Genomic DNA, 12,857 nt, shown 5'->3' with positions numbered 1-12,857 from the left:
CGTCAGCATCACTTGGCCGTGAGCCTCGGCCGCAGCGAAATTTCGCGCATGGCGTTTCCTAGCGTAATTTCTAACCCTCGACATTGGCCCGTAGCGCAGCCAGCACATGTGCAAACTCTGCCAGCCTGTCGTCGGACAGTCCTTTCCGCAGCCGCTTGTCGAAAGCTAACGCGGCGGTGCGCAATTTCAGGAACAGCGCTTCTCCGGCTTGGGTCAGCTCCACCTGGTGAACCCGGCGATTCTCAGGATCGCGGCGCCGCATCAACAGGCCTTGCGTCTCCATGGCGTTGAGGTGGTGGGTCAGCGTTGCGCCTCGGATGCCGATCATGCCGGCGAGCTCGCGTTGGTTGGCCAGCTCCCGCGACTTGACCGACAGCAAAGTGACCCAGACCGGCAGCGTGCCGCCGGCTTCGACCAAGGCAGCGTCGAAAGCCTGCGCAACCAGCTTGGCGGTGCGGGCGAGATTCATCCCGATCGGCGGGCGGTCAAAGGGCGTCATGATCCGACACTAGAACAAGGGCAAAGCCTATGGAACCGACTCGAGCTTATGCGTTGACATCTAATCATTTGATATCTATCAATATGGTTAGCGGCGGGCAAGAGAGGAAATGCGGTCATGCAATATGTCTACATCATCGTCCTCGGCCTTCACGTCATGGCGGGTGTGTTCTGGGCCGGCACCACCATCGCGGTCGCCCGCGAACCGGAGATCAGGGCGGAGCGCTTCTTCCGGCCGCAAATGGGCGCGGCCGGCGTGGTTTTCCTCACGGGTTTGCTGCTTTGGTATTTCTTCCACAACGGCTCATTCGGCTCCATGGAGAAAGTCCTGGCGCTGGGCATCTTGACTGCGTTGATCGCCGCCGCGGTCCAGGGCGCATTGGTGGGTTCCGCCAGCAGACAGCTGGCCGGCGCTGATGCGGCGAAGCAAACCCAGTTGCGCGCGAAGATGACAAAAGGCGAACGCATCGCCGGCGGGCTGCTGGTCATCACCGTGTTCTGCATGGCCACCGCCAGGATGTTTTGAGCGTCCTGCCGCAATCGCAAGATCGTACGGTGCCCGGCGATGGCCGGCGGCGTGCGCGGCGCGCAGACCGGACCGAAGTACCGTGGTGGCTCTCCGTACGGAGGTTCGGCTGCGCGCCACCAATCAATCCAAAATATTCCTCAGATCCGCAAGCCGAACCTTATACCGTCATAGATGGCGGCGTGGATGTTGCGGGAGGCGACTGCATCGCCGATGCGGAAGATCACGAAGCCGCTCTGCGGATTTCGCACCGGAAAGATGTCGCCGCCATTGACCAGCTTTTCGTAGTCGATCGCGCCGGTGTTCTTCGACAGCGGCTTCAGCGCCAGATAGAGATCATCGAGCGGCAGCGTGCCGTGCTCGACCACCACCTGGTCGACGCGGCGCTCGCCGCGCCAGCCATCGGCGAAGTCGGAGGCGAGCTCGGCGATCAGCTGGTTGCCCTCGCGCCGCACCGAACGCAGCCGTGTGTTGATGGTCACCGTGACACCCTTTTCCTGGAAGGCGCGCATGTAGGGCACATGGTTCATGCCGCCCATTTCCGGGGCGAAGAAGCGCTCTGGTGAAACCAGCTCCAGCCTGGCGCCACTATTGGCGATCAGTTCGGCAGCACCCATGCCCTGATGGCCGCCATTGTCGTCATAGAGCAGTACATTCTCGGCCGGCTTGACGCTGCCAGCCATGATGTCCCAGCTCGATGTGACGAGATCGTCGCCGGCCGTCAGAGGCGGGTTCTGCGGCAGGCCGCCGGTGGCGATCACCACCACGTCCGGCGACAGCGCCAGCACGTCGTCCTTCTCCGCCCAGGTATCGTAGCGGATCTCGACACCGAGCCGGTCGAGTTCGGCCAGGCGCCAGTCGATGATGCCGATCAATTCCTTGCGGCGCGGGTTCTGCGTTGCCAGCCGTACCTGGCCGCCGGCCTGGCTCGACGCTTCCAGCACCGTCACCTGGTGCCCGCGTTCGGCGGCGACGCGCGCTGCCTCCAGCCCGCCGGCGCCGGCGCCGACGACGACCACCTTCCGCCTCGGTCCATCGGTTTTCGGAATAATATGCGGGATCGACGCCTCGCGGCCCGTCGCCGCATTGTGGATGCACAGCGCCTCACCGCCCTCATAGATGCGGTCGAGGCAGTAGGTGGCGCCGACGCAAGGGCGGATCTCGTGCTCGCGGCCCTCCATCACCTTCCTGACGATGTGCGGGTCGGCGATATGGGCACGCGTCATGCCGACCATGTCGAGCTTGCCGGCGGCGATGGCGTGACGCGCGGTGGCGACGTCGGAAATCCGCGCCGCATGGAAGGTCGGGAATTTCGTCGCCGCCCTCACCTCGCCGGCAAAGTCGAGATGCGGCGACGACCGCATGCCGGTCACCGGGATGACTTTTGTCAGCGCCGCGTCGGTCTCGATCGAGCCACGGATGATATTGAGGAAATCGACCTTGCCGGAGCCGGCCAGCCGCCTGGCGATTTCGACGCCCTCCTGTTTCGACAGGCCTTTCTCGAAATCCTCGTCGGCGACCATGCGGATGCCGACGACGAACCTTTCGCCGACCGCGGCACGCACCGCATCGAGCACCATGCCGGTGAAGCGCAGCCGGTTGTCGAGCGAGCCGCCGAAATCGTCGTCGCGCTGGTTGGTGGCCGGCGACCAGAAGCCGTCCATCAGGTGGCCGTAGGCTTCGAATTCGATGCCGTCGAGGCCGGCAGCCTGGCAGCGCTGCGCGGCCGCCGCATAGTCGGCGACGATGCGCTCGATATCCCAGTCCTCGATAATCTTGGGAAAGGCGCGATGCGCCGGTTCGCGCACCGGCGAAGCCGACAGCACCGGCAGCCAGTCGGCCTTGTTCCAACCGGTGCGGCGGCCGAGATGGGTGATCTGTATCATCACCTTGCAATCGTGCTCGTGGCAGGCATCGGTAAGCTCGGCGAGCCATGGCACGATGCGGTCCTCATAGACATGCAGATTGCCAAAAGCGGCCGGGCTGTCGCGCGAGACGATCGCCGAACCGGCGGTCATGGTCAGCGCCATGCCGCCCTTGGCCTTTTCGGCATGGTAGAGCCGGTACCGCTCCTTTGGCATGCCGTCCTCGGAATAGGCCGGCTCATGGCTGGTCGACATCACCCGGTTCTTCAGCGTCAGATGCTTGAGCTGATAGGGCTGGAGGAGCGGGTCGTTGCTAGTCATCGTCTTCCTGCTGTTTCAAATTGTGCTAATGAGCGGCAAATTTTTGTTTTTACGCATGTCGCTATCCCAAAATCGCTGCGCAGTTTTGGGCGACATGCAGCAAGGAACCTGCTCATGACCGATACGAAAAACCTCACCCAGCTCGGCACCAACGTCGAGGCGCCACAGAGCCCTGAAGCGGCAGTCCTGGAAACCGTGCCGTTTTCGCGCGGCGACGGCCCGCCGGCGATCGTTCGCTTCACCTGCCCGGAATTCACTTCGCTCTGCCCGGTCACCGGCCAGCCGGACTTCGCCCATATCGTCATCGACTACGCACCCGATGCGCTTCTGGTGGAATCGAAGTCGCTCAAGCTGTTCATGACCTCGTTTCGCAACCATGGCGCCTTCCACGAAGAATGCACCGTCATGATCGGCCGTCGCATAATCGCCGCGACAAAGCCATTGTGGTTGCGCATCGGCGGCTACTGGTATCCGCGCGGCGGCATTCCGATCGACGTGTTCTGGCAAACCGGCGCGCCGCCGGAAGGTGTGTGGCTGCCCGACACCGGCGTCGCCCCCTATCGCGGGCGCGGGTGAGCCTGAGTTTCTGAGGAAAATACGTTGCATCAGTTGAGCGGGAGCCGCCGGTAGCGGCCGGGATTGTTCGGGTCGCTGAAATGGCCCATCGGCCCGTGTTCGGCGAAGTGGCCCGCCCAGCGCTTCATCGCAGCCGGATCGAGTTCGACGCCCAGCCCGTCACCCTCCGGCACGCGCACCGTATTGCCCGTCTGGCGGAAAGGACCGTCCTTGATGACATCGCCGATCTGCCAGCGAAACAGCGACTGCGATGCTTCCGTGATCCACGGCGTCGCCGCCACGACGTGCAGATAGGCCGACGTCATGATGCCGAGATCGTTCGAATAGCACCAGAACCCCTTGCCCATCGCCTCACAGGCGGCGATGAATTTCAGAGTTTTCGACAATCCGCCGAGTGCTGCGAAATTGCAGACGAAGTAATCCGGCGCACCGAGCGCGACTGCCCGTCTGAGATCCGGGATGTGCGTGGAGAACGGAATGCGCGAATGCTGGCGCAGCGCTGCCATCTCCTCGAAGGTCGCGACCGGATCCTCGTAATTGCGGATGTTGAACGGCTCGATCTCGCGCAGTACCCAGCGTGCTGTGGTCAGCGACCACTGCATGTTGGAATCGAGTTTGATCTGCGCCTTATCGCCAAGCGCCTCGCGCAGCATGCGCACTGTCCCGATCTCGAGCTCGGGATCGCCCATGATCAGCTTGCCCTCGAAGATCGTCGAGCCGTGCTGTTCTCGCATGCCGAGACAGTAGTCGACGATCGCTTCGGCGGTCATCTCGCCGCCGGCTCCGCCTTGAGCGGGGCGAAAAGCGAAATATTCCGAAAACGGAATGTCCTTGCGCACCGCGCCGCCGAGCAGCTTGTAGAGCGGCATGCCGAAGACCTTGCCTCTTATATCCCACAGCGCCAGTTCGACGGCGCCGAACGCCACCGTGGCTGCGTTCTCGCCGGTGTTGGCGGTGATCTGCCAGGGCGGCACACAGCGCGCCTCGCAGTCGGCGATGTCGAGCGGATCGGCGCCAATCAGCGCCGGCGCGATCTCGGCCTTGATCACCTCGCCGAAATGCCACCATGGCGCCTCGCCCAGTCCGACCACGCCTTCGTCCGTCTCGACCTCGATGATCGATTTCGAGGCGCCGCCGTAGAGACCAGCCGTCCACCAGAACGGAGCATCGAGCGGGACGTTGACGTGGGTCACGCGGATGTTGCTGATCTTCATCGGTTCCGTTCTCACTCACACTGGTATTGGCTTAGCGCCCATTCGCCGGTCACCGAGAGCAGGTCCGATATTTTCCAGTCGCCGTCGACCTTTTTGAACTTCCATTCCAGCCGGTGCGGACCGCCGGAGACGACGAAGGCGACGACCACCTTGGCCTCGTCGCCTTTGACCGCTTCGATGGTCTTCAGGCTCTTGTCGATCTCCGCTCTGTCATATTCGGCATTGTCGAGCGCCATGTTGTGATCGAGGCACTCGCCCTGCCCCGACTTCCGCAGCGCGTCGCTCTTGTCGAGCACCGACTTTGCCGGATCGGTGAAATGGCCCCGCTGAGCCGGATCGACCTCGAGCCCGGCATGCTCGTAGAACGGCCTCACCACCGCCGTCGGCGAGCCCGGCTGCACGGGTGCGGCCGGCGCGTTTTCTGCCGGCGGCAAAACTGCCGGCGGCGGTGCCGCACTGTCGGCCGGCGCGCCCAACAAGCCCTGAGCGGCGACGCTGCTCAATCCGGCCAGCAGCCACGCAGTCGCCAGAACCCAGGGACGGCAGCGGAGCACGGCATCACTCCGGGGGCTGCCCGGCCAGGCATTCGAGCGCACTCAGCGTCCAGCCGCTGGTCTTCGAGGTGATGTCGGCGATCTTCCACTGGCCGTCGACCTTTTTCAACGACCAGACCATTTCGCGTTTGGAATCATCGCCTTCCGGGAAAAGGTTGAACGTCGCCGTCACCTCGGCGCTGTCGCCATTGAGTGTTTCCGCCAGCGTAAGCGTCTTGGCCACGGTCTTCTCGTCATAGTCCTGCGCATCGAGACCAGGGGCGAAGTCGATGCAGGGAACTTCATCCGGATGGTTCTTTGCCGCATTGTCGTTCAGTTCGAACAGTTTCGTCACCGGCGCGGTGAAGCGGTCGCGATATTGCGCATCGGCCTCGAATTTGACCGACGGGACATAGAAGAACTTCACGGCGTTGGCAGCAGGGCCGGCAAACGCGGCCGCCGGCAAGGCCATCGAAAGCGCGGCAACAAAAAGTGGCAGTTTCATGCGTGTCCCCGATTGTTCACTGACGGAAGCTATCAGTACCACGCATCTTGCCTGTCGGTTTTCTTGCGGTCCATGAAATCCTGCAACGCGTCCTCTGCCGGCAACTCAGGCGTTCAGCCAGACGTTCTGGAGATCCATCTCGAAGGTTTGGTGGACACCGTAGTTCTTCACCTTCTCGTTCATGTGGCTGAACAGCTTCTGCCAAAACGGCTGAATGATGACCCCCGAATCCTGCAGGATCTGCTCGATGTCCTTCATGACCTCGCGGCGCTTCTCGACGTCGATCAGCGAGAGAGCCTGCTTGAGCTTGGCATCGAAATCAGGGTTCGAGTAGCCGGTTTCGTTCCAGGCCTCGCCGGTGCGATAGCCGAGCGCCAGCACCTGGACGCCAAGCGGGCGCATGTACCAGATGGTCATCGAATAGGGGTATTTCGTCCAGTCATTCCAGAAGGTCGAACCCGGCAGCACGGTGCGCTTCACCTTGATCCCGGCATCGCGCAACTGGCCGGCAATAGCGTCGCCGGTGTTCTTTTGCCAATCGTCCTCGACGGTGATCAGTTCATGCTCGAAGTCGGCCTGCCCGGCCTCCGCCATCAGCTTCCTGGCCCCCGCGGCGTCGCGTGTCTTCTTGGGCAGCGCGTAGTATTCCGGATGAATCGGGCTGACGTGGTGGTTTTCACCAACAGTGCCTCGCCCGGCGTAGCCAAGTTCGAGCACCGCTTTGTTGTCGACGGCCATCTGGAGGGCGTTGCGAACCCGCTTGTCGTCATAGGGCTTGTTCGTGATGTTGGTCCTGGCGACGAGCGTGGTCGCTGTCGCGACCTCCGATTTTACCAGCCCCATCTTGTCGAGAATGTCTATGAAGTCGGCCGGCGTCTCGAAGTTGAGATCGATTTCGCCGGAGTCGAATGCATTTATCGAGGCGTTGAAATCGGTTCCGTAGTCGATGAATTCGACGCCGTCGAGAAGCGCTTCACCGCCCCACCACTTGCCAGTCTCACGGCGCTTGACGACCGCTTTCTGGCCGACCGCATAGGACACCAGTTCGAACGGCCCGGTGCCAATCGGCTTCTCGATCGGATTGGCGCCATCGGCGTCGAAGTTGCGATGGACCACGAGCGCCGGATAGTCGGTGAAGTTCGGGATCAGCGAAATGTCCGGTTCGTTCAGCTTCAGCTTCACCGTGTTGTCGTCGACCTTGGTGATCGCCCCTTCCCTGGCCTTGCCGGTCTTTGCATCGATCAGCGCACCGACGCGCGCGGCCATGGAGTTGCCGGCGGCAGCCTTTTCGCACCAGCGCGTCAGATTATAGGCCACATCATCGGCGCTGAAAGCATCGCCGTTGTTCCAGGTTATGCCCTTGCGCACATGCAGCACGTATTCGGTGGCATCGTCATTGACGTCCCAGCTTTCGAGCAGAACCGGCTCGAATGTGAACTGACGCGTGTAGCGGACAAGCGGTTCGAGCCAGCTGCGGGTGATGTTTGCCATCTCTACCCAGTCGTAAGTGCGCGGATCCTTTTGTGCCTTCACCGACATCGAAACGTGCAGCGTGCCGCCTTTCTTCGGCTCTTCAGCCAAAGCCCGCTGCGGCACGGCAAGGCCGATCATGCCGTAGGCAAAGGCCGTCGATGCGCCGAACGCGCTTGCCAGAGCCAGAAACTCGCGCCGGTCGACACGACCGGCGCGCGCCTCGCTGGCCATCGCTTCGATGGCGCTCGGTACGCGATCACCGTTGCTTCTGAAGAGTGTCATTTTTTCCTCCGTTATGGTTCCCATCGGATCTTCGCCCGTTATCAACTAACGCTGTCCGGCAGTTTCTCCTCGCGCCGCGCAATCAAATCTTTGAGACCATCGGCGACGCCCTCATCGAGCTTCGGCTCCTCGTAATCGGCGAGCATGTTGCGCGCTTTCTCGCGGCCGCGGGTGTCGTGGTCCTTTGCTCCTTCCGCCTTCCACTGTTCGAACGAATTGAAGTCCATGATGCTCGGTATGAAGAAGGCGGACTCGAAATGTTCGAGCGTGTGCTGGGTGCCGAGGAAATGGCCCTGCGGTCCGACCTCGCGGATAGCCGCCATAGCCTCCTTGAAATCGTCGAATGGCAGCCCGCCAGCATATTTGTACCAGCCGACAAGCTGTTCGCAGTCCGTGGCAAATTTCGAATAGCCGCAGGTCAGGCCGGCCTCGAGCCAACCGGCGGAGTGCCAGATGTAGTTGGCACCGGCAAGGATGGCGGCATGCATCAGCATGTTCGCCTCGTAGCCCGCCTGGGCGTCGTTCAGCTTCGAGCCGACATGGAAACCGGACGTGCGCCACGGCAGCCGATACTTCCGCGCCAGCGCGCCCATGAGATACATCATCTGGGCCGCCTCCGGCGTGCCGCCCATGGGAGCGCCGGTCTTCATGTCGACCGTCACCATGAACTGTCCGTAGATCTGCGGCGAACCCGGACGCAATAGCTGTGTGAACGCGACGCCCGCCAGCGCTTCGGCATTGACCTGCGCGACCGCACCCACGGCAGAGGCCGAAGTCGAGGCGCCGCAAAGGGCGAACGGCGCGAGGATCAGCGGCTGGTTGTGGCGCGCATAGATTTTCATCGCGTCCAGCATGGTGGCGTCCCAGACCAGCGGCGAATTGCAGTTGGTGATCGCCACCAGGACTGGGTTGTCGCGGACATAGTCCTCGCCGAACACGATACCTGCCATCGCCATCGTGTCTTCGGCTCGATCCTTGGAGGTCACGATGCCCATGAACGGCTTGTCGGAGTGCTTCAGCGCCGAATGGATGATGTGGAGGTGACGCTTCGGCACCGCGATTTCCATCGGCTCGCAAATGATCGAGCTCGACGAATGCAGCGCCGGCGCCATGTAGGCGAGCTTGTGGAAATTGTTGAGGTCGGCGAGTGTGCCATAGCGCCTGTTGTTGTCGAGGTCGCGCACGTAAGGCGCCCCGTACATCGGCACGAAGATGGAGTTGTTTCCACCCACACGTACGGAACGCTGGGGATTCCTCGCATTGAGCGTGAACTCCGACGGGACCTTCGATACGAGGTCCATCAGCAGGGCGCGGTCTATGCGGACCCTTGTCTCCGAGACATCGGCGCCCGCCGCCTTCCACATTGCGATAGCCTCGTCGTCGCGGAACTCGCATCCCACTTCTTCGAGGATGCTGAGCGATTCCTGGTGAATGAGTTCCACCGCCTCGTCCGGGACCATCTGATACACCGGAATCTTGCGAACCAGGGTCGGAAATGACGCTACGGGAGCTCCCCGCAGCGCCTTGCGCCCCAGGCGGCCACCCGCGCGACGATTGGTGTGTTCGCTCACTTCAACGGCGGGTGCGTTCATGGAGGCTCCATATTCCTGTTGGCGACCAATCTAGCCAGACAAAATGCAGCTGTGACGCTGGAAAATCCTGATCGCTTGTATAAGCTCAGCTTATGCGAAGCTTGCGCCACCTGCTGCCGTCGGCCGGCAGCCTGATCGTTTTCGAGGCCGCCGGGCGGCTGTCGAGCTTTACCGCCGCCGGCCGCGAGCTCGGCATGACGCAGGCTGCCGTCTCCTATGCGATCCGTGGGCTCGAAGAGCAGCTCGGCGCGAAACTCTTCCAGCGCCGCCACCGGCAAGTCAGCCTTACCGAGGCCGGCGACCGCTTCCATGCCGACGTCTCGCTCGGCCTGTCGCACATCCGCAAGTCGGCGGAAGACCTGCGCCAGATCGCCGTCGGCGCGCATGTGACGCTCGCCGCCTCGACCGCCTTCGCCTCGTTCTGGATGATGCCGCGCCTGCAGCAGTTTCGCGACGAATTGCCGGGCATCGACCTGCGCATCCAGACCGCCGATCGCGATCTCGACATCATCGCCGAGGACATCCCGCTCGGCGTCCGCGGCGGCGAGCCCAAGGAATGGCCGGATTATCATTCGCTGCCGCTGGCCGACGAAGTGATATTCCCCGTTGCCGGCGCGAGCTATGTGGCGCGATTCGGGCTGCCGGAGAGCGTCGCGGATCTTCCATCGCACCGCCTCATTCATCTCGAAGAGCCGTTTCGCGAGGCCGCCAGCTGGGACGAATGGTTCGCCTCGGCCGGTGTCGACATCGTCGATGCCGGGCGTGGCTTGCGTATCAACGACTATGCGCTGGTGATCCAGGCAGTGATGGAAGGGCAAGGCATCGCGCTCGGCTGGGGTCACCTCGCCGAGCGGCTGCTGGCATCAGGGCTGCTGGTGCGCGTCACCGGCCACACGATGACGACCGGCAAGGGCTTTCATGTCATCTGGTCGAGGAACCGCGAGCTCAGCGACAATGCCGGCAAGGTACGGGACTGGCTGGCGGCGCAGGCGTGAGGCCGATAAATGCCCGGTCAAACCGTCACGACGATCTTGCCGAATTGTTCGTTCGATTCGAGATAACGGTGCGCCTCGACGATCTGGTCGAACGGAAAGGTTCTGGCGATTGCCGGCTTCAGCGAACCCGAGATCAATCCATCAAGGATGAACGCCTTGGCGGCCTGCAGCCGGACCGGATCGCGCACGATCTCATGGACGAGATAACCGCGCAGCGTCAGTGTCTTGGCCAGCACTGCGGACAGCGGAAAGGGTGTCGGGTCGAGGCTCAAGCCGCCATATTCGATGAGAATGCCACCCGGAGCCATCGCTGCCGTCAGAGGCCCGAAGATCGGCCCGCCGACGGCGTCGAACACCACGCGCACGCCGTCGGGGCCGGCGATTTCCTTCAGCCTGGCTGCCAGATCCTCCTCTGCCGAGGCGATGACGTGGGCCGCGCCGAACTCAAGCAGAGCCCGCTTCTTGGCAGATGTCCGTGTGACCGCGATCGGGGTCGCACCAATCATGTTGGCGATCTGGATCGCCGCAAGTCCGACGCTGCTCGAGGCCGCGGTAATGACAACAAAGTCCTCGCTTTGGAGGTTGGCAATGTCGATCAGCGCACCGCAGGCCGTAAGATATTGCAGCCACGCTGCGGCGGCTTCTTCCCAACTCAGCGATGGTGGATGCTTGACGACGAGCTCGGCGGGATATGTGGCAATCTCACCATAGGCAGGCCAGCGGGCCATCGACAATGGCGGCACGACGCTGACGGCATCCCCCGGCGCAAAGCCGTCCACGCCTTCGCCGACCGTCTCGACGATACCCGCCGCCTCGAGCCCAAGACCGGAAGGCAACGGCGCGGTCTGGATGTAGGTCCCCGAACGCAGCAGCGCCTCGGCCCGGTTTATACCCAACGCCTTGACGCGGATCTGGACCTCGCCGCGCGCGGGCGCAGGAATATCGACATTCTCGATGCGCAGAACCTCGGGACCACCGAGCTCATGAAAGCGAACAACACGTGCCATCGGTCACAACTCCAAAAGATTTGAACTGAATGTGCTATGCCAGCGGCGATCAGGAGGATAAATAGCTGCTTGAGTAGAGCAGTAGAAACTGTGGGTTTTGAATATGGATCGCCTTACGAGCATGGCCGTGTTCGTCAAAGCCGTCGACCTGGGCTCGTTCGCGGCCGCGGCCGCGGCTCTCGATCTATCCGGGCCGATGGTCGGCAAGCATGTCCGGTTTCTCGAGGAGCGCCTGGACGTGCGTCTCATCAACCGGACCACACGCCGCCAAAGCCTGACGGATTTCGGGCGCGCCTATTATGAACGCTGCCGGTTGGTGCTTGCCGAAGCGAAGGCCGCGGATGCACTCGCCGCCGACCAGCTTGCCGAGCCACGCGGTAAGCTGCGCGTGCTCATGCCGACGCATTTCGGCCGGCGCTGCGTTGCCCCGATCCTGTTCGGGCTTGCGCAGCAATATCCGGTGCTCGAACTTGACCTGTCGTTCAGCGATGCCCTCGCCGACCTCGCAGAGGACGGCTGCGACCTTGCCATCCGAACGGGCGACCTGGAGGACCAGGCCGGGGTGATAGCGCGTCGCATCGCACGCCAGCACATGGTCGTCTGCGCGTCGCCGTCCTATCTCGACAGGCACGGCGAGCCACAGGAAATAGATGACCTCGGCAGCCATCATGCGATCATCTACCGCCGTTCCGGGCGTGCCGTTCAGCCGTGGCTGTTTCCGCACAACGGCCAGCCCGCGATGGAGGTTAAGCCCGTCCGCAGATTATGGCTCGACGATCTCGATGCCATCGCCGATGCCGCGGCCGCCGGCATGGGGCTCGCCTGGTTGCCATACTGGCTGGTTCGCCAGCGCATTCAGGCGGGTGTACTTGTCCCACTGTTGCCGGAACAGCCGAAGTTTCTCTATGATGTCCATGCGCTGTGGTTGCAGACGCCACATCTGCCGATGAAAGTCCGCCTTGCCGTCGACGCACTGGCGGCAGCGCTGCCCAAGCTCATGAGTTGAAGGCACGGTCGCGGTCAGCTGCGTGGATTTCCTCAATTCCGCCCTCCCGCATCGACCACGAATCCGCCTATAGTGCCCCATGCCCATCCGCCAGCTTTCCGAAACGATGATCAACCAGATCGCCGCCGGCGAAGTCATCGAGCGTCCGGCAAGCGTGGTCAAGGAACTGGTCGAGAATGCACTCGACGCCGGCGCAAGCCGTGTCGAGATCGTCACCGCCGGTGGCGGGCTGAACCTGATCCGCGTCAGCGACGACGGCTTGGGCATTCCGGAAAAGGAACTGGCGCTGGCGATCGCGCGCCATTGCACCTCCAAGCTCGCCGACAACATTCACGACATCCGCTCGCTTGGCTTCCGCGGCGAGGCCTTGCCGTCGATCGGCTCGGTGGCGCGGCTGACTATCCGCTCGCGCACGGCGTCGATGGCAATCGCATTGTCGGGAAAGTCGGCGCCCATCACCTGTG

General features: G+C 62.7%; 13 protein-coding genes. 5 read left to right on the top strand and 8 right to left on the bottom strand.

Translation table 11 applies throughout. From position 1 onward, the window contains the following. Window positions 1–70: 70 nt before the first annotated feature. Entirely contained in the window at window positions 71–499 is a 429-nt protein-coding gene (locus tag E5W70_RS08130; protein ID WP_292656276.1) for a MarR family transcriptional regulator, read from the bottom strand. Window positions 500–655: 156 nt separating this feature from the next. Here E5W70_RS08130 and E5W70_RS08125 point away from each other — a divergent pair, with 156 nt between their 5' ends. Beyond that, complete coding sequence (locus E5W70_RS08125) at window positions 656–1,024, top strand: hypothetical protein (RefSeq protein ID WP_292656273.1); 369 nt, start codon at window positions 656–658, stop codon at window positions 1,022–1,024. Between the two features lie 140 nt (window positions 1,025–1,164). Here the strand turns inward: E5W70_RS08125 and E5W70_RS08120 are convergent, their stop codons facing one another. Beyond that, the gene (locus tag E5W70_RS08120) at window positions 1,165–3,210 is read right to left on the bottom strand and encodes an NADH:flavin oxidoreductase (protein ID WP_292656270.1); all 2,046 of its coding nucleotides are present in this window, start codon (window positions 3,208–3,210) and stop codon (window positions 1,165–1,167) included. 114 nt (window positions 3,211–3,324) lie between these two features. Here E5W70_RS08120 and queF point away from each other — a divergent pair, with 114 nt between their 5' ends. After that, on the top strand, window positions 3,325–3,786 hold the full coding sequence (gene queF / locus E5W70_RS08115; RefSeq protein WP_023674394.1) for a preQ(1) synthase: 462 nt from the start codon (window positions 3,325–3,327) through the stop codon (window positions 3,784–3,786). Between the two features lie 29 nt (window positions 3,787–3,815). Here the strand turns inward: queF and E5W70_RS08110 are convergent, their stop codons facing one another. The 5 genes from E5W70_RS08110 to E5W70_RS08090 all read right to left on the bottom strand — a co-directional run bounded on the left by E5W70_RS08110 (window position 3,816) and on the right by E5W70_RS08090 (window position 9,385). After that, window positions 3,816–5,000, bottom strand: a complete 1,185-nt coding sequence (locus E5W70_RS08110) for a mandelate racemase/muconate lactonizing enzyme family protein (protein WP_292656267.1) — start codon at window positions 4,998–5,000, stop codon at window positions 3,816–3,818. Window positions 5,001–5,011: 11 nt separating this feature from the next. Further along, a complete protein-coding gene (locus E5W70_RS08105; RefSeq protein WP_292656264.1) occupies window positions 5,012–5,554 on the bottom strand; it encodes a hypothetical protein in 543 nt (180 codons plus the stop codon). Between the two features lie 4 nt (window positions 5,555–5,558). After that, a complete protein-coding gene (locus E5W70_RS08100; protein ID WP_292656262.1) occupies window positions 5,559–6,038 on the bottom strand; it encodes a DUF3828 domain-containing protein in 480 nt (159 codons plus the stop codon). 105 nt (window positions 6,039–6,143) lie between these two features. Further along, window positions 6,144–7,793: an ABC transporter substrate-binding protein gene (locus E5W70_RS08095; protein WP_292656260.1), complete on the bottom strand. Its 1,650-nt coding sequence runs from the start codon at window positions 7,791–7,793 to the stop codon at window positions 6,144–6,146. Between the two features lie 41 nt (window positions 7,794–7,834). Then, entirely contained in the window at window positions 7,835–9,385 is a 1,551-nt protein-coding gene (locus E5W70_RS08090; RefSeq protein WP_292656257.1) for a trimethylamine methyltransferase family protein, read from the bottom strand. A 92-nt stretch (window positions 9,386–9,477) separates the two neighbouring features. Here E5W70_RS08090 and E5W70_RS08085 point away from each other — a divergent pair, with 92 nt between their 5' ends. Then, complete coding sequence (locus tag E5W70_RS08085) at window positions 9,478–10,380, top strand: LysR substrate-binding domain-containing protein (protein ID WP_292656255.1); 903 nt, start codon at window positions 9,478–9,480, stop codon at window positions 10,378–10,380. Window positions 10,381–10,397: 17 nt separating this feature from the next. Here E5W70_RS08085 and E5W70_RS08080 read toward each other — a convergent pair whose 3' ends face one another. Continuing rightward, window positions 10,398–11,387, bottom strand: coding sequence for a zinc-dependent alcohol dehydrogenase family protein (locus E5W70_RS08080; RefSeq protein WP_292656252.1), 990 nt, complete (start codon window positions 11,385–11,387; stop codon window positions 10,398–10,400). A gap of 103 nt (window positions 11,388–11,490) precedes the next feature. On the opposite strand from E5W70_RS08080, the gene E5W70_RS08075 reads away from it, so the two are divergent. Both E5W70_RS08075 and mutL read left to right on the top strand, forming a co-directional pair. Further along, complete coding sequence (locus tag E5W70_RS08075) at window positions 11,491–12,393, top strand: LysR family transcriptional regulator (RefSeq protein WP_292656249.1); 903 nt, start codon at window positions 11,491–11,493, stop codon at window positions 12,391–12,393. Window positions 12,394–12,472: 79 nt separating this feature from the next. Next, window positions 12,473–12,857: DNA mismatch repair endonuclease MutL (gene mutL / locus E5W70_RS08070; RefSeq protein WP_292656246.1), on the top strand; the 385-nt coding region annotated here is incomplete at its 3' end.

Origin of the sequence: Mesorhizobium sp., from assembly GCF_005063415.1 — a bacterium.
Lineage (GTDB): Bacteria > Pseudomonadota > Alphaproteobacteria > Rhizobiales > Rhizobiaceae > Mesorhizobium.
The sequence above is the reverse complement of the archived record's forward strand: the minus strand, read 5'-3'. Positions and strand labels throughout refer to the sequence as shown.

Coding starts and splice junctions, on each gene's coding strand:
- E5W70_RS08130 (WP_292656276.1), bottom strand. CDS start 499: ATGACGCCCTTTGACCGCCCGCCGATCGGGATGAATCTCGCCCGCACC.
- E5W70_RS08125 (WP_292656273.1), top strand. CDS start 656: ATGGCGGGTGTGTTCTGGGCCGGCACCACCATCGCGGTCGCCCGCGAA.
- E5W70_RS08120 (WP_292656270.1), bottom strand. CDS start 3,210: ATGACTAGCAACGACCCGCTCCTCCAGCCCTATCAGCTCAAGCATCTG.
- queF (WP_023674394.1), top strand. CDS start 3,325: ATGACCGATACGAAAAACCTCACCCAGCTCGGCACCAACGTCGAGGCG.
- E5W70_RS08110 (WP_292656267.1), bottom strand. CDS start 5,000: ATGAAGATCAGCAACATCCGCGTGACCCACGTCAACGTCCCGCTCGAT.
- E5W70_RS08100 (WP_292656262.1), bottom strand. CDS start 6,038: ATGAAACTGCCACTTTTTGTTGCCGCGCTTTCGATGGCCTTGCCGGCG.
- E5W70_RS08095 (WP_292656260.1), bottom strand. CDS start 7,793: ATGACACTCTTCAGAAGCAACGGTGATCGCGTACCGAGCGCCATCGAA.
- E5W70_RS08090 (WP_292656257.1), bottom strand. CDS start 9,385: ATGAACGCACCCGCCGTTGAAGTGAGCGAACACACCAATCGTCGCGCG.
- E5W70_RS08085 (WP_292656255.1), top strand. CDS start 9,478: ATGCGAAGCTTGCGCCACCTGCTGCCGTCGGCCGGCAGCCTGATCGTT.
- E5W70_RS08080 (WP_292656252.1), bottom strand. CDS start 11,387: ATGGCACGTGTTGTTCGCTTTCATGAGCTCGGTGGTCCCGAGGTTCTG.
- E5W70_RS08075 (WP_292656249.1), top strand. CDS start 11,491: ATGGATCGCCTTACGAGCATGGCCGTGTTCGTCAAAGCCGTCGACCTG.